21 protein-coding genes and 1 pseudogene are annotated in these 16239 nt (G+C 35.8%); 7 read left to right on the forward strand and 15 right to left on the reverse strand.

Translation table 11 applies throughout. The annotated features are described in order from the left end of the window. Positions 1-36: 36 nt before the first annotated feature. From UN64_RS10575 to UN64_RS10610, 8 genes are all read right to left on the reverse strand, one after another. Complete coding sequence (locus tag UN64_RS10575) at positions 37-393, reverse strand: YunG family protein (protein ID WP_171978918.1); 357 nt, start codon at positions 391-393, stop codon at positions 37-39. A 96-nt stretch (positions 394-489) separates the two neighbouring features. Continuing rightward, the gene (locus tag UN64_RS10580) at positions 490-942 is read right to left on the reverse strand and encodes a hypothetical protein (protein WP_077362449.1); all 453 of its coding nucleotides are present in this window, start codon (positions 940-942) and stop codon (positions 490-492) included. Positions 943-961: 19 nt separating this feature from the next. Then, entirely contained in the window at positions 962-1561 is a 600-nt protein-coding gene (locus UN64_RS10585; RefSeq protein ID WP_077362451.1) for a GNAT family N-acetyltransferase, read from the reverse strand. Between the two features lie 56 nt (positions 1562-1617). Continuing rightward, complete coding sequence (locus tag UN64_RS10590) at positions 1618-2262, reverse strand: HAD family hydrolase (protein WP_077362453.1); 645 nt, start codon at positions 2260-2262, stop codon at positions 1618-1620. A 33-nt stretch (positions 2263-2295) separates the two neighbouring features. Beyond that, complete coding sequence (locus UN64_RS10595; protein ID WP_077362455.1) at positions 2296-2607, reverse strand: hypothetical protein; 312 nt, start codon at positions 2605-2607, stop codon at positions 2296-2298. Between the two features lie 9 nt (positions 2608-2616). Beyond that, the gene (locus tag UN64_RS10600) at positions 2617-3102 is read right to left on the reverse strand and encodes an NUDIX hydrolase (RefSeq protein WP_077362457.1); all 486 of its coding nucleotides are present in this window, start codon (positions 3100-3102) and stop codon (positions 2617-2619) included. A 108-nt stretch (positions 3103-3210) separates the two neighbouring features. Continuing rightward, positions 3211-3798 carry a GNAT family N-acetyltransferase gene (locus tag UN64_RS10605; protein ID WP_077362459.1) on the reverse strand — a complete coding sequence of 196 codons (588 nt, stop codon included), beginning with the start codon at positions 3796-3798 and terminating at the stop codon, positions 3211-3213. Positions 3799-3945: 147 nt separating this feature from the next. After that, positions 3946-4812, reverse strand: coding sequence for an AraC family transcriptional regulator (locus tag UN64_RS10610; protein WP_245802006.1), 867 nt, complete (start codon positions 4810-4812; stop codon positions 3946-3948). Between the two features lie 286 nt (positions 4813-5098). Here UN64_RS10610 and UN64_RS10615 point away from each other — a divergent pair, with 286 nt between their 5' ends. Then, positions 5099-5818: a GDSL-type esterase/lipase family protein gene (locus UN64_RS10615; protein WP_077362461.1), complete on the forward strand. Its 720-nt coding sequence runs from the start codon at positions 5099-5101 to the stop codon at positions 5816-5818. A 119-nt stretch (positions 5819-5937) separates the two neighbouring features. On the opposite strand, the gene UN64_RS10620 is transcribed toward UN64_RS10615, so the two are convergent. The 4 genes and pseudogenes from UN64_RS10620 to UN64_RS10635 all read right to left on the reverse strand — a co-directional run. Continuing rightward, a complete protein-coding gene (locus UN64_RS10620; RefSeq protein WP_077363726.1) occupies positions 5938-6636 on the reverse strand; it encodes a hypothetical protein in 699 nt (232 codons plus the stop codon). 469 nt (positions 6637-7105) lie between these two features. Then, positions 7106-7438 (reverse strand): VOC family protein, encoded by a 333-nt coding sequence (locus UN64_RS10625; RefSeq protein ID WP_171978865.1) that lies wholly within the window; start codon positions 7436-7438, stop codon positions 7106-7108. 355 nt (positions 7439-7793) lie between these two features. Continuing rightward, a complete protein-coding gene (locus tag UN64_RS10630; protein ID WP_077362465.1) occupies positions 7794-8090 on the reverse strand; it encodes an antibiotic biosynthesis monooxygenase family protein in 297 nt (98 codons plus the stop codon). Between the two features lie 180 nt (positions 8091-8270). After that, a pseudogene (locus UN64_RS10635) lies at positions 8271-8387 on the reverse strand (cyclase); the annotation flags it as partial. A gap of 406 nt (positions 8388-8793) precedes the next feature. Between UN64_RS10635 and UN64_RS10640 the strand changes: the two are divergent. Genes UN64_RS10640 through UN64_RS10650 form a run of 3 tightly spaced genes read left to right on the forward strand, consistent with a single transcriptional unit; the run spans position 8794 to position 12224 of the window. After that, positions 8794-10104 carry a spore germination protein gene (locus UN64_RS10640; protein WP_171978866.1) on the forward strand — a complete coding sequence of 437 codons (1311 nt, stop codon included), beginning with the start codon at positions 8794-8796 and terminating at the stop codon, positions 10102-10104. Between the two features lies 1 nt (position 10105). Continuing rightward, positions 10106-11185 (forward strand): GerAB/ArcD/ProY family transporter, encoded by a 1080-nt coding sequence (locus UN64_RS10645; RefSeq protein ID WP_171978867.1) that lies wholly within the window; start codon positions 10106-10108, stop codon positions 11183-11185. Next, positions 11175-12224 carry a Ger(x)C family spore germination protein gene (locus UN64_RS10650; protein WP_281249417.1) on the forward strand — a complete coding sequence of 350 codons (1050 nt, stop codon included), beginning with the start codon at positions 11175-11177 and terminating at the stop codon, positions 12222-12224. The genes UN64_RS10645 and UN64_RS10650 overlap by 11 nt, the downstream gene beginning before the upstream one ends. A gap of 77 nt (positions 12225-12301) precedes the next feature. Here the strand turns inward: UN64_RS10650 and UN64_RS21495 are convergent, their stop codons facing one another. After that, positions 12302-12412, reverse strand: coding sequence for a Spo0E family sporulation regulatory protein-aspartic acid phosphatase (locus UN64_RS21495; RefSeq protein ID WP_171978869.1), 111 nt, complete (start codon positions 12410-12412; stop codon positions 12302-12304). A 57-nt stretch (positions 12413-12469) separates the two neighbouring features. Continuing rightward, positions 12470-12760 (reverse strand): division/cell wall cluster transcriptional repressor MraZ, encoded by a 291-nt coding sequence (locus tag UN64_RS10660; RefSeq protein WP_077362473.1) that lies wholly within the window; start codon positions 12758-12760, stop codon positions 12470-12472. Positions 12761-13082: 322 nt separating this feature from the next. Between UN64_RS10660 and UN64_RS10665 the strand changes: the two genes are divergently transcribed. The 3 genes from UN64_RS10665 (at position 13083) to UN64_RS21390 (ending at position 15047) form a co-directional block, all read left to right on the forward strand. Then, a complete protein-coding gene (locus tag UN64_RS10665) occupies positions 13083-13613 on the forward strand; it encodes a DJ-1/PfpI family protein (RefSeq protein WP_171978870.1) in 531 nt (176 codons plus the stop codon). Between the two features lie 223 nt (positions 13614-13836). Then, complete coding sequence (locus UN64_RS10670; protein WP_077362477.1) at positions 13837-14916, forward strand: tetratricopeptide repeat protein; 1080 nt, start codon at positions 13837-13839, stop codon at positions 14914-14916. Then, positions 14913-15047, forward strand: a complete 135-nt coding sequence (locus UN64_RS21390) for a hypothetical protein (RefSeq protein ID WP_281249418.1) — start codon at positions 14913-14915, stop codon at positions 15045-15047. The genes UN64_RS10670 and UN64_RS21390 overlap by 4 nt, the downstream gene beginning before the upstream one ends. 274 nt (positions 15048-15321) lie before the next feature. Here the strand turns inward: UN64_RS21390 and UN64_RS10675 are convergent, their stop codons facing one another. Further along, positions 15322-16116, reverse strand: coding sequence for a DUF2935 domain-containing protein (locus tag UN64_RS10675; RefSeq protein ID WP_077362479.1), 795 nt, complete (start codon positions 16114-16116; stop codon positions 15322-15324). Positions 16117-16239: the final 123 nt, after the last annotated feature.

Genomic DNA, 16239 nt, shown 5'->3' on the forward strand with positions numbered 1-16239 from the left:
AATGGGGTATTGCACCCAATTCATATATACATCTGTTTATTTGGATAATTTACTCAGCTGTACCTCAACACTGTTTTTGAGATGGTTATATTGATTAAGGTTTGTGTCCATGAATGCCTCTTCTCTGTTTGAAGGGATGTCCTCGTAATTTATGCTTTCACTGAATTGAGATTCTGTAAAATCATAGCGTTTATGATCAATAACATTATAATAATGCCAACCCTCAGCTAACTGAGTTTTGTGTATTTCCCCACCTAAAGTATCTTGAACCACTAAAGATGTTACTCCACATTGTCCTTTTGCCGGATTATTAAAACTCCATTTTGAACTTGATTTTAATGACCATGCTTTATTTAAAGCATTCAATAACTCTAATTTGGTAAAGGTTGAGATTGTACCTATTGTTTTATCATTTAGATTAAGGAGATGAACTACATTTCTCTTCTTCAAATTATCCCTCCAAAACATCACAGTATATTAACCGAGCTATTATTCACTCAAATGATTCTCAATTGTATTTTTCAAATCTTTACTTTCAATATAATAAACGTATGTGCCATCTTTGAAATTACTTCCCGAAGCAATGACTTTAAATGTATTTTCTCCTTTGTACCCAATATAGAAATTGTTTCCGGACGATTTTTCATCAACAATAATGTAAGAGCCTGAGATTTTTTCTTCTAAGTCTCCATTCGTTAAAATAGGTTCCAAGTTCTCTTTTTCTTCTGAAAGAAATTTTGCATTATTATATTCCTCTTCTAGTTTTTTTAATAAGTTTTTGTTTTCCATAAGACGAATGTCTTTTACTAAATTTCCGTTAACATGTATTTTAAGAGTTCCAAAAGTTATGTCTTCTATATCGAGCTTTTTAATCCCTTTGTCTGAACAAGCTGTATTAATGACTAGTAGTGCAAAAATAAAAAAGAATAAAAGTTTCCTCAATCCCATCCCTCACTTATTTCTATCTGAATTTTTCAGCAAACTCTATAGAATTGCGATGTAATTTTAAATAATCTTCTTGAAGAATGCCATAAACCGCACAATTTTTATATTGATCCTTGCTATTGCGGATCATGTGTCTGATTACTCCCTCGTGTATCATCCCAACCTTCCTCATAATCTTTCCTGAAGCTGGGTTATCGGTGTTATGAGCTGCTGATATCTTATGGATATTCATCGTCCTGAAACCAAATTCCACAACCGCTCTCAAGGCTTCAGTTCCATAGCCTTGATTCCACCATCTATATCCGACTGAGTAGCTTACCTCACAGTTTTCCGTGGCACTGTCGAAATCATATAAATCAATTTCTCCAATAAGCTCACTGGTCTCTTTCACCTCAATAGCCCAGTAACAAAATTCCTTACTTTCATATTGGCTTACAATCTTAGAAACTCTCTCAATTGTTTCCGAAACGGATTTGTGTGCAGGGTTGATGCGATTGTCAGCGACTCGTTCGTCTGACAGCCAATGGTCAAATGCACATTGAACATCAGTCATCTCAAACTTTCTTAGGATTAAATGCTCTGTTTCTATTTTCGGGGTTCCTGTAAAATCAATCATTTTTCACCTTCCATTATTTTACTCTAAAGTTCAATGAAAAGGTGCACTTCTCCTTCTTAGAGAACTGCACCGCTTTCTTCCGTTACATAGAGTTTTACAAGCTCAGCGAATGTATCGATAGACTCGTCATAATAATTTACCTGTCCGAATCCATATTTGGCATAAACAAAAGGAACGCCAGCGTATTTCGCTGCTTTACAATCTCCTTCTGTATCCCCTACATATATAGGATCAGATAAGTTATTTCTTTGGATAATCAGTTTGATATTCTCGCCTTTTGAAAGTCCGGTTCTCCCTGGATTCTCAAAATCTAAGAAATACTTTTCCAACTTATGAAACTCATAAAAGGATTCGATATAGCCATCCTGACAGTTACTTACGATATAAAGCTTGTATTTTTTCGAAAGCTTTTTCAGTACTTCTTCCACATGGGGATAAAGCTTGCCTCCGTGTTTCTTTAAGTATCCCTGTTCGGCATCACAGCACTCTTTGATCACTTGTGTACGGATATCCTCATTTAAATCAGGAAACAACTTTACACTGATCTCATGCATCTGTAATCCCATCGTACTTTCAAAATCGGACCGTGTTAATTCTGACTTAATTTGTTCGTGATCTTTGATGCGACTATTCCACGCATCTAGAACGGTATCGATCGGATCCCAAATGGTCCCATCTAGATCAAAAATGATGCTATCCATATCCTTCTTCACCTCTTTCTGCTCATTCACAACTTAAGGTCCTGTACCCGCTGAAACAACCTCGTAACCTTCATCGTTTTTCTTCACATAAAAGATGGTTGCTGTCATTCCTGTTTCGCTATCGAAATCATGCCAGGTCACGTCGAACCTTTCACCATATTCGGGATCACTGCCGTTCTTCTCTATGTACGCTATGAAACTCTGATAGGGATGTCCTCTCTCTACTAAATCTGCCCGAATGGCCGATTCTTGACTGTCACTATCGTGAACGGATGGTGCCAGCAACGGAGGAAAGATAAATAAACTTAGAATGATGAATAATACAATAAATATCTTTCTATTCATTCAACCCACCTAAACGGTCCTTTCCAGCTTTAATTTAAACTCCGGTTTTGTCACATAGTCCTTGTAATGAATGTTTCCATTTTTTTTTAAGAAATCTTTCAAGCGGGTTCGAATCGCTTCCTCTTTAACGAAATCTAATACTTGTTCAATCGGCACCCATCGGCTTTCCGTGGTTTCCCCTTCTTGAATGTCCAATTCTCCTCCGACTGGTCTGCAGACGAAGTCGAACATCACTTTTGTTGGAATGTGTGTTACTCCATCGTGCCCTATGTATTCACATGTGTTGGAATAGACTCCTGATAGATGTGAGACCTCTATGTCGATGCCGCTCTCTTCCTTCGTTTCTCTGATGATTGCATCCATTAGGCTTTCCCCGTTTTCAACCTGTCCGCCAGGGAACACCCAGCCTTCATCATGTGTTTTTACCAATAAAATGTTTCCATGAGCATCTTCTACCCATGCACCTACTGCTACGATATGAGTTGGCATCGCCATAAATGTTACCTCCTATGATTCTCTGTTTCTATTATCATCATAGTATGTATTTCAATTTATTTACATAACAGGAAGATGATAGATACATGATAAAAAAACAGCACTTCATCAAGAAGGCTGTTTAGTGTGCTGTGTGTTTACTTGTTTATTCTTTGCCCATTCATCTGCTAAAAGACCGTAAATGACATGGTCCACGTAATGGTCGTATAGCCATTCCGCTTGTCTGATCTTACCCTCTTCGGTAAATCCGAGTCTCTCAGGAATCGCCCGGCTTTTTCTATTTTCTTCTGCAGCTCTAATTTCAATACGGTTCAGGTTCAATTCATTAAATCCGTATTCGATAAAAGCTTCACACGCTTTCGTCATGATTCCGTTCCCTTGAAAATCTTTTCCCAGCCAATAGCCCAAAACCCCGATTTTATGGAGTTTATTAATCTCGTTAAATCCGATTGTACCCGCAATTTTTCCTTGATATAAAATGGCCGCTGATTTCGGATAACCGCCCGTCTCGATAAATCCTTTTAACGTGGCTTGAATAAATTCTCTCGTATCTTCTACCTGGTTCGTATAATCCAGCCAGCCTAACCATTCTTTCAGATAGTCTTTTGATTCGAAGGTTAAATTGAAAAGCTCGTCTGCGTCATTCACATTTAATGATCTTAACGCGATATTTTCATCTATTTTATATAAAAACATAGACGTGTCCCCTTTTTTGTCTAATGTTACCATATGCCTGTTTACTTCGAATATTTCTTTAAAGCCTCTGATTTATTCCTATACTTATTCCAGCTATTCGGTAACGTTGCTCTTAATAACAAGATTGGAGATAGAAGGTTTTCATAACTATCCATTGTTTCGTTCTTGTGTATGGCTTTTAACAGGAATCCACACTTCAGACCTGTAGCCCTCTGATTCTAAAGGATCCGCGATATAAACCTCGATTTCGGGCAGTCCGGCATGTTCATATTCAGTTGCCGGAAACCATTCCTGATATATTTGACGAAATCCGTTCTGAATAGCTGCTGGAATCGATCCATTACACGGGAAAACAGCCCAGGTTGAGGAGGGTATATAGAGTTGTGTTAATTCACCCATTGGAACCTCTTTCTCAACTTTCTTGCCAATCATATAAGTGAAATTTTCTTCGAAATCTAATGTTATGCCGAGTATCGGCTTATTTGTTTCTAAGGAACTGAATTTCTCAAGTGTTCCGTCCTGCTGACATTCTCCCCAAAACCATTCACGGGTATAGCCTTCCTTTCCACAAGTTAAAGTGGCAGATTTACCGATTACGCTAAACGATTCTTTTTCCTCTATTAAATAATCCACTTCCCTTTCTCCTTGGATCTGGAATTGGAATGAAAGACGTGGAAACGCTTTTAATGAAACGCCAGAACGGCGAGCTTCTGAGGGTGAAATACCATGGAGCTTTCGGAAAATTTTGGAGAAGGATTCCGGTGAATGATATCCATATTTTAAAGCTATATCGATCACTCTTGAAGAGGATACGGCCAGTTCTTGCGCAGCTAAAGTTAATTTGCGTTTTCGCACATATTCGCCTACGGTCATTCCAGTTAACATATGGAACATCCTTTGAAAATGAAAAGGAGAAGAAAAGGCTACCTTAGCAATCGCATCGATATCCAGTGGTTCGTTCATCTTGCTTTCCATAAACTCTAAAGCATCTTCCACCCGTTTCAACCAGTCCACTCCTCATCACCTCTTGCTATTTATTAACTTGAATTTCGATTCGGAAATCCTTTTTAAATAGACGATATTATATTCTACACCTGTTGAGTTACAACCTGCTATGCACGATTAAAATCGTGAACTATTGTCAGCAGCCTGAGCTAACCTGTTCAGTAAAAGCACGGAATGACAGGATTCATACCAGTGGCTTTTGTATAATGATTTCATGAAATAGATTGGAAGGAGGACATTAAATAAATATATTTTTGTATTGATAGAATGAACGAAAAAAGGAGAGATTAATTTGATGAAAAAAAGATTAGTTAGTTTGATGACTGCGGCGGTCCTTTTCTCTTCCAATTCAGCAACGTTTGCTTCCCAACCATCTGATCGGAGTGTGGAATATGTCGCGTTAGGTGATTCCATACCAGCCGGAATGACACCTTATGGTTCGTATGATCTTAGCTATACAGATTATCTATTTGAACAGTTTAAAAATGGAGCGACTCAAGTAGTTTACAATAATTTTGCAATTTCCGGATACTCTTCAGACCAATTAAAAAATGACTTACAAAACAACAACACCATACGGCAAGAAGTAAGGGAGGCTACACATATTACCGTTACTATTGGTGCGAATGACTTGTTCAAAAGACTTCTATCAGATCCATCCTCTGCATATGAAGGAGTCATCACGGCCAGTGACAATTTACAAACGATACTCAGTACCATCGACGAACTAAATCCTGACGTAGAAGTTTATGTAATGGGATATTATAATCCATTTGCCTACTACCCTGAACAAGTTCAAGAGTTTTTAGTTCCATTAAATGACGCACTGAACGCAGAAATTGAAAAGCGCACCGAAGCGAATGGTGATACGTTTGTTCCGACAGGAAATCGAATCGATCCACTTTTTGAGAAATATATGCCTAACCCAGAAGATAATCATTTGAATATTAAAGGATACAAAATAATAGCAAAAGAATTCTGGAAGGCTATCATGCAAAACAAGAAAACCAAATAGCTTTGAATCTAGCAAAAACGACTCGTCCATTTACGAGTCGTTTCTGCTGTTTCCCCTTTTAATTATTGAAAGATCAAAAGTCTTGTGCTATTCATTTCTTTTTTATGTTATGTAGTAATTTATTTGTATTTGGTTAAGGCATCAAACAAGAAGTCTTTGTTGTAGTTTGCTTTTTCATGAATGACGCTAACCCAATGTTCAATAGAATCCGTTTGTTCCCCTTGATGCAAACCTTCATTCGTACTGAGAAAGCTCTCCCAGTTATAAAATTCCCAGTGAGCCACTTCAGATTGGTAAGGAATTCTACACTCAAATAGAGGGTAGGGATGGATGTGATTTTGTGAAAACTCTGCTGCATGCGTAAAATCATTCATATTAATCGGCTCAAGATTGAACGTTTGTGTGGACCACTTCCCATTTGGCCGGTGGTAAAGGATTTCGATAAAGCCGTTGTTCTCCGGTTGAACCTGGATGTTAGCTCCCGGAAAAAAGCCAGTCAGCTTCTCGTTGGTGTAATCGTCAGCATCTGTATCCACCAAGATTGGAGTTAACCACTGGTCTCCAAGATCACACATGTACCGCCTGCCATTCTCGTCTAGAGCAATAACAGCCACATGTGCTTTTTCCGTGTTAAACTTTGATCCTATCGGATAGGCTTTTACCACATCTTTTTTAAATTCATCCAGCAGCCAAAGAGCCAGATCAAAGCAATTACCGGTAATACCGTATTGCGCTCGATGTTCTTTCATCTGGGAAACATCTCTTTGTTTCTTTTGAGTTCCTTGGTCGGAATACCAAGCCTTTGTTAGGGTTTCCATGGGAAAACTATCAAACTTCTTCCATGTATGTAAAATGCTTTTTGAAGGATATATATAAATCACCTCCCCCTGATTTTTTACTAGGCTCTCTATATGTTCAATAATAAGTTGAATTTTATAAAGTAGTTACATTTCTTTTTTCTTTCTTACTCCTTACATTAATCAATCCTTTTCGAGGCATTTATTATTAATGTTGAAGGAACAAGGTTAGCTTTTTGAATCGAGTACCATTTTGAAGGATTCTCTGAATGCTCCTCAGGTAATTTAACGAATTACAACTACCACAGCCAATGTCGAGTCCCTTTTTTCCGGATATGGAACCAAATTCATGTGTTGCCACTCCTATTAATCTTTCAGATGTTTTTTAGCAAAGCGCTTCTTAGTTCCTTCTCTATCAAATTCTTCTTTATTTCAATAAAAAAGTGCACTTCTCCTTCTTGAAGAAATGCACTCGATTAAAGCAGCTTTTTTATTTTTTTGACATGTCTATTATACGTATTGGATTACCTGAATCATCACTGAATATCGCATATCTGCCTGGTGGAATATCACTCGGCTCTTTTACAAAAATAAGGGATGTATTGTTTTCGTTATAAAACTCATCAACGCTATCAACTAAGAAAATACTTCCTGGTCCGTATGTATGTTCTTCTGCATCTTCTTCAAGCAGGATTTGGGTATCCGCATTTGTTTTGAATGCCACAGTATGTTCCCCTTCTCTCCAAGCCTCTTCCATACCCAAAACATCACGGTAAAAAGATACTGCTTTCTTCATCTCTTTAACAGGTTGCGAATGAAACACTAACTTCATAATACCCCTGAAGCGTAAAATTAGAAAATAATTTAATGCAGAATTTATATGTTAAATAAGTCACTAAAGCGGATAGAAAAGGACTAAATGCAAAAACTGAGGTATATAGAAAAGCCCCATATTCCATTGATTCAATAAAATATATATTAGAAGAAATCCATACAAAGAATATCCACCAACTGATTAAGGATGAGATGATAAAAATCAAATTTTTCATAGTCTTACCCCTTTGTACTTTTGAACATAATTCTACAAATAAAGAGGTATCTCCTTGTTCACCCTGTTCAATAAATTTCATGAAAAAGGCGTTAATCCTTCTTGGATCAACGCACTAAAAATGATATCTTTACGAAAGGTTTACTGATTCAAAATGTTCTACTATTGGAAATGGATCATAAAAATGATGAAGCTGTTCTTTCCACGTTTGGTATTCTACTGATTGTCTAAAACCTACTGTATGATCTTCTAAACTTTCCCATTTAACTAAAAGTAAATACTTTCCTTTTACCTCCATACACCGTTGTAATTCGTGAGATATGTATCCTTTCATTGATGAAATAATCTTTGAAGCATTATAAAAGGCTTTTTCATATTCCCCTTCCATTCCTGGTTTAACTTGTAGCATAACAGCTTCCAATATCATGTAATCACTCCTTATTTAAAGTATAACAATAATAAATTCGAATATTGGAAGTATTATTACTTTAACTTTCCCAAACATAAAAAAGACACATTTCTTACAGAAAAGCACCCGATTGTGGAATAAGTTTGTAGCTCAATCTTAAATTAGTGCATTCTATTTTAATAATTGATCTTTCCTAAGGGCTAACTCTTCGTCAGTAATGTCATCTCCATCAAAATCAAGACGGAATTCCTGTCCTTGTATTCCACTGCCATTAGTAAATACAATTTCAAAGTCGAATTGAACTCTTTTATCCATTTTGGTTCCATCTTTTTATTAGTTATAGGTTGTTAATACATATTCTAGTTTATTGAAACATTACCTTCCTGAACTCCCCCCTTAAGATCAATATAAAAAGAGCTACATTAGTTCCTGAATCTTCAACAAACGCGCCGATCGTTAAGTAAGAATAGTCTCCTGATATTGCAGCTGAAATTTTAGATTTTCCACTCCAACTTCCTCAATGCTTCACGTTTTAGATAAACATTGTTCTTTAAATACAATACTTCTCTTCCTTCCCCTAACTTATCGATAATCCAGATATTCCTCTCTAACCTCTTTAATTCATTAGAAAATTCGTTATCACACTATTAAAATTTTCGTATAAAAACTCCTCTTGATGCAAATAATTTTGTTAGATTTCTTTATGTTGAGGGGCAAATTCATGAGAAATATTATAAATGAGATTAAATCCGAGTTTTCTACACACGACGACTTTTTCATCGAAGAAGGGTTCTTTGATAGTTCAGCATTCTTTCTAATGGGATTTAATACTCTAATAGATACAACTAGGTCAAAACTATATGTTCAACAAATAGCTATTACGTCCCCTTCAGTAAAGGCACTTTTCATAAACCTTAGTGATCAGATTAATGTTGATAAAGATAAAATAATAGAGGCCATATTAGAAGGGAAATTAGTGCTGTTTTCTGAAAATGGCGATCAGAACGCCATTGTTGATCCCATCTCCCAAAATCTGAAGAGAGGCATTGAAGAACCTAAAAATGAAAGTACTATTCAAGCCTCGATGGACGCCTTTGGAGATGATGTAAATGCGAATGTTGGAATGATCAGAAAAAGATTGAATACGGAGCGACTGTGCCATCGTTCCTATCATGTTGGGAATCTTGAAAAAAGAAAGTTGGCTATGCTCTATATACAAGGGAATGCCCCTAATGATCTTGTTGAAAGAGTCAACCAGCAGTTAAGTTACATAAAATCAGATATTGAATCTATCGATGATTTAAATCGACATTTTGGTAAGCGGAGATTGAATCCTGTCAGTCATCTATTCACAACTGAACTTCCGATTCCAGCCATCCATGCTTTGAAAAAGAACAGAATTGTTCTTTTTATTGATAATTGCCCATTCGCACTTGTTTTTCCTCATCTACTCTGGGACATGTTTAGTAGTATTAACGATAGAAATTTTACCTTTCCACTGTCAGTTATGCTAAGAATTTTTAGAATCATTGGGGCTGTTGCAACACTTATACTTCCCGCTCTTTATGTCGCTTTGGTTTCAGTGAACACAGAAGTATTTAAAACTGATCTTGCGTTGTTTGTAATAAAAAGCAGGGAAGGTATTCCATTATCCGCATTTCTTGAAACGATTGCTATGGTCGTTCTAGTGGATTTAATATTAGAGGCCATAGTAAGACTTCCTAAGAGCGTTGGTCCTGCCATAACAATGGTAGGAGGAATCATTTTAGGACAAGCCATGGTTGAAGCCAAGCTGGTCAGTAATCTATTAGTTATCGTTATTACCGCTGTTGTAATTGCCAGTTCGGCCGTTATTGGTATGCAAAACTCTTTGTACATTCGCTTACTAAAGTATCCAATCTTAATCCTGGCATCAATATTTGGAATCCTAGGTGTTTGTACGGGTTTAATTTTCACAATCATATATTTAGCTAGTTTAACTTCGAACGACATACCATATACAACGTTTCGAATTGGTGAAAAGGAGACATAAAGTGACTCGACTACTTCAAATTGGAATCACTTTCATTATCATAAACTTGAGTTTTGGCTATTTAATCTACCCTGATCTCATTTATAAGCTAACCCATACTGCTCATTGGGAATTGGTTATGTGTCATGCGCTTTTTCAATTGTTTTTAATTTGGATTTTTATGAAAGGTTTAAGTTATTTTCCGCAAAAAGATGTCGTTGATATTTATCTAAAGATAGGTAGATGGTTGGCATTCCTATTCTTCATCCCGTTTGTCATTAACTTGATTATGATTGTTGCTTTTAATATTCGTGTACATACCGAAGTCATTATTTCAATATTTTTACCCCGTACCCCCATTTGGGCAATCTTGATACTTTTATTTTTCATTTCAGCATATACGGCAACAAAAGGAATTGGAACCATTTTACGCTGCTCGGTCTTTATCTCCATCTTAGTTATTCCTTTAGTGGTATTTAATATTTTTTCTTCTTCGGTAAATTTTGATCTACATAATGTTTCGCAAGTTATGGATCTACCTATACATTCCTGGTTAGACATAAAGTTCTTCTATCTATTGGGATTGTCACCATTTTTATTTTTGGGATTTATGACTTCTGAAACAAACTTAACATTCCGTAAGCTAATTGTACCGTGGATAAGTGTAACCCTATTTTTCCTTTCAGTGGTCTATATACCGTTGTTTATCTTTGGACAAGAAACTGTTGTCAGGCTCACCAATCCTTTTGTAGAAGCGATGGATTCAGTTGACATTAGCTGGTTTTCATTTAACCGACAAACGGTATTCTTTGGTGTATCTTTAGTCGGATTAGTGATATTCGCAAATGCAGTTATTCTTTGGATGGTCGGTCAGGTGGCAAAAAAAATAAGTGAATGGCGAGTAATAAAACCTTCTCATTGGATAATTGGTGCATCTGTCCTCTCCTTTATGTTTGCGCTAATCGTTCCGAATAAGACTTTGATTGAAAAATACTTTTTGTGGAGCATAGGAGCTCAAACCGTTTTTATGGTTATCACTCCGTTTATCATTTTTATCTATGGTTATTTATCGGAAAGAGACGTGTTGGGATATGAAGAATAATGGATTCAAACTTCTGATCGGGTTCATGACAATGGTTTTACTTTCTGGCTGTTGGGATATTAAAGATATCGATAAACGAGCGCTTCCATTGGTTATGGGAATTTCCAAAGAAAACGAAGAAGATTATAAAGTAACCTTACAAATCCCTATTCCGCAAGAAGATAACAAATTATCTAGAACCGTTACAGAAAGTGGCGAAACGGTTGCAAGTGTACTTGGACAACTTCGTACAAACTTTGAAGATGCTATTGATTACTCACAACTACGATTGATTGTCATTCAAAACAATTTGGCAAACAACCACCAAGAGTTAAAGAAATTTATAAAATTCCTAATGGTTTCAGAAGATATTCCGTCAAGAGCGCTGGTAACCATTACAGATGATAACGTGGAGGATGTTTTATCAAATATAAATGAAAAATTAGGTGTCCATGCTTCTTCTATCTTTGATTTTTTTAATAAAGGAGCTGGCTGGGCACCAGAAATCTTTAGTATTCCAATTTGGAAAGTTTATCGAAGTCTGTATTCATATACGAAAGATATAGCTGTCCCTGTTGTTCGTTCAGGAAAAGAGACAGTACTAACATTTCAGGGGGCAGCTATTTTGAAGCATGGAAAAATAATGGGAACAATCGGCCCGGATGAAAGCCAATTAGTAAATGTGTTTCGAAACAATAATGAAAAAGGAAGAATAGAAAGTCTCGGTTTTGCTAGCATTATTGTAACAAACAGTTCCCTACAGAATAAAACATCAATGAAAAATAATAGTCCAGTGGTGTCCAGCAACCTGCGTTTAAAAATATACATTTTAGAAAGAAAAGAAGGAATCAAAAATAAAAGGATAATAAAAGAGCTTGAAAAGCTCACTGAAAAGCGTTTTTACCGTTTATTAAAGAGAACCCAAGGAAGCCATATTGATATTTTTGGTTTCGGACAACAATTTCACCAGCAGATCTCTTACCATGAATTAAAAGACTGGAGGAATGAATATTATCCGAAACTAAAAGTGAAGTTTAAGGTCGATGCTGATTTGGAGTAATTATACTAAGAAAAATTTTGTTCTACTTACTTTTAACGAGAAAAAGTTATTTGCTTCCTAAACACATCTTTTGGTATTCAAATGATCATTCCATCTAACTCTTCACTTAACTTAATTAATCGAGGATCAGTTAAGTCATTCAAACTGATCCCCAATTCAATCAACTTTTCGCTTTTTTTATTTATCAAGTTTAATTTTCTTTGCTCATCATTTATATTCTTAATTTGTTTTCCTCCTATCTAAAATTAATCTAGTATGGGCGCAAGGATTATTCTCTCTTCCAGTTGTTCAATTATGATATGAAAATTATTGCTATGTAATTTCTCTCTTAGGTCTAAAGGAATTGTTAAATTGCCCTTAGAGTCTATCTTTTGTTTATATTCTCTTGAAGGTTTAGAATCGATAACAAGACAATCATTCTTATAATCAATTCCAACTACCTTTCCTGATCTCAAATTAAATTCTTCTCTCCAAGTAACAGGTATATAAAGATAACCTTTATCATTTTTATATGTTTTACCCGTAAAAATAACCAACGTATACACCTGCCTATGATTTTAAAAGACTATATTACCTTATTACACTAAAGAGATAAAGTAAAACTAGGAAATTTTAATTAAAATTTCCATAAATAAATAAAAAAGCATCCACTTCGAATACAGGAAATACTCAAATAATGAACCATTTCAAAAAGTTTTCTTAAGTAATTCGATATAAAAACTTGGGAAAATTGCTTATTTTTCGAACATATTATTACTATCTACCCGTGTCTATTTTCCCAATAACCAACCTGTTCTTTAAGTGCTACAATTTTAATACGCCCCCTGGGTAGTTTATATAGTAGATAGGAAAGTGTCAGTGGCAAAGAATATTTTATTATATATTTATCCAAAATTTAATGAAATTGAAGTGACAATTGTTCTTTCTATTTTAAAGAGGAATTATAATCTCCATACTTTCACCCTATTTCCTGGACAAATTAAATCAGCTTGCGGATTAATCATACAACCGAATATTAAGGTGAAAAATATAAGGTCTTGGGAGTATGATATGTTGATTCTCCCTGGAGGAGAAACTACTGGACCTATGAATCATCATTTGGTGAAGTTGCTACAAAATTTTAACCGAGAAAAGCTAAGAATTGCAGCGATCGGCCGCGGGGTTGACTTACTATGTCGTGCAGGTCTATTAAAAGGACGAACATACACAACTACATCGGTTATTTCAAATTTCTCAGATGGAATTTATGTAAACAAACGCCTAGTTGAAGATAAGAATTTGATAACAGCTAAATCTCATGCGTTTACCGATTTCGGGTTATTAATTGGTGATCGTATGAACTGTATTGAAAACATCGATGAATATAACTTTTATAAAGGTATAAAGTAAAATGATGATTATTCACACTCCTTTTTAGGGAGTGTTTTTATATGTATTTATTTAAAAAGGTTGCAGTCTTGTAGAACTTCGCTATCTTTACTATTTTTCTGTATTGGGAAAAACATAGTTAAATTTGTATGATTATCGCCCCAAAAACACCTTTATTTTCCCAAGTTTTTTATTTCCAATTTATGCTAGATTTAAAGTAGAATCTTTTGGGAGGAGAAATTTAATGAGTGTTCAGATAATCAAAGGAGATCCGATCTTACAAGCTTTAGAGCTTTGGCATGAGAGTATACGGACAAACATAATCGAAGAAGCAGATAGACTACATAATGAAATAAATAAATCTATAAAAGAGATGAGTGACCCTGACTCAGAAGTTTACTACCAGTTATTGAAAAGCCGCTATCTTATATTAAAGCGAGATATGTCTGCTGCTCATGCAACACTCAAACAGATCCATGATATCTATAGGATTGGAAACGATCTAACAGGATTTTACTATCATTTCTATAGCGGGCTCCTCTCGACCAACCTGGGAGAATACGACAAAGCTGAATCGAGCTTTATCGCCGCATACCATCTATTAGAATATGTTTCTGATGATACGATAAGGGCGGACTTCTTCTATAAGGCGTCTATCCTGTACTATCATATCCGTCAGCCATTAACGGCTTTACACTATGCAAACGATGCACTGAAAATATTTAGCGATGTTAAAGGTTATGAGGTGATAACAGCAGACTGTGAGAACATTAAAGGGCTCAGTTGTACTTCACTAAAGCAATATACAAAAGCCGAAGAACATTTCCTGAGTGCGTTGGATATGGCAAACAAACAAGAACATAAGAACCTTACCCTTCTAATCAGGTACAATTTGGGCTATCTTTATGCTGAACAGAACATCTCAGATTTAGCGATCCGTTATCTTCAAGAAGTATATGAACAAGAGGAGCCATTTTATAAGACCCTTTTCCTCTTAGCGCGTGAATATTTTAAACTTAACGATCTTGAAAAAGCAGAGATATTCGTGCAAAAAGGAATCCAGTACACAAATGAAGAATATAAACATCACTTTAATATCGTGAGAGCTTTCCATAATAGTCTAGTTGATCAGGAGTTAGAAAACATCGTGATGGAGGGAATCCAATATTTTGAGAAACATGAACTATTTGGATTTATTGAAGACTATTGCGGTGAGTTAGCTCAATACTTTCATAATAAAGAGGATCATCAAAGAGCGAGTCATTATTTTTATAAAGCATACCTTGCTAAAAAGAACTTGCAAAAAAAGGAGGCACTAAAATGAAACGTATCTTATCAGGAATCATTCTCTCATCCCTTGTCCTAACTGCTGTCATCGTGGGGAGCTCTATCTCGACTAAGTCTGTGGACCAGGCTGAACATGGCCGCACACTTACCCTCTCAAACAAACTGTAATCCATCATACATTGATTAAGAACGATCACTGACCTCTTCATTTTACGAAGAGGTTTTTTTAATGGAAACCAAATACATCATATATCTATGTGAATTAGATAACATATTCTATGAAAGAGCTAGATACCATTTTTGTATCTTTGACATAAAAAAACCAAGCGAACGAAAACAGCTCTTTAAACTATATATTTTTCCCATCTGCTTTTGATAAAAAAAAATAAACTCGAGCCTTAGTGACCCGAGCTTACCTCATATCATAAGTTCTTTATTCATTTCAACGTTGGCCAGTATTTAGATTGGACTCAAATAAGTCGATAATTTCTAAAAAGCGTTCTGCTTCCCTAAAGGTATGATCAGCTAATAGAGGATGAATATTGCTCTTAATGCGGCATGCTTCTATTAGCTCTCTCGCTGTTTTCTTAAAGTCCCTTAATGAGGCAACTGATACTTTATTCTGGTTTAAAAATTGGCTAAGTAATGGTCTGGTTTCAGATTGCGGCCGCATCGAATCTAAATCAATCGCTTGAAATAGCAGCTGGTCGAAATCATGACTAAACTCTCTCGCTTGTTCTACTAACTTTCTCTCAGAAGGATCTAACAAATGACCGATAAACTTAGCATGATCCGCCATGATTCTTAAAAAGAATACATTTTCTTGGATAACTTCATTGGCTTTAGGGACTAACACCCCTTGATTTAATTCCTTTAATCGGTTGGCAAAATAGGCGGCTTCCCTGCTAATATGGTCAACCAATAATGGAAAATTGTTTGTGCGGATCACACAGCGCAATGTTAAATCTAATACCTTCCGTTTATAGCTCCAAATCGCAGCAGCTGCTTGGTAGACCTCCGTGTTAAAAGCTTTAACCTGATTCAGGTCCGAGTTCACATTAAACCTGGATAACTTCTCCTCAATTCTTTCAAATACAGTTATAAATTGACGTGCTTCGTCGATCAATTGTTTCTGTTCATAAGTGAAACCCAAGCTTAGAAATAAGGCATGTTCCTTCATTATTCTGGACCAAAATTGAATTTCATCTAGAGACCTAGCCACTATCGGATCCGCCATTGTATCCCCTCACAATCTTAATACTTTTTCCCTTCCTATGTATATTTTTGGTCTCCATTACTAATGCGCAAATAAACAAATTCATTGGTACTATTTACAAAATTCCAGACAGCGGACCAGCAC

This window comes from Fictibacillus arsenicus (assembly GCF_001999465.1).
Classification (GTDB): domain Bacteria; phylum Bacillota; class Bacilli; order Bacillales; family Fictibacillaceae; genus Fictibacillus; species Fictibacillus arsenicus.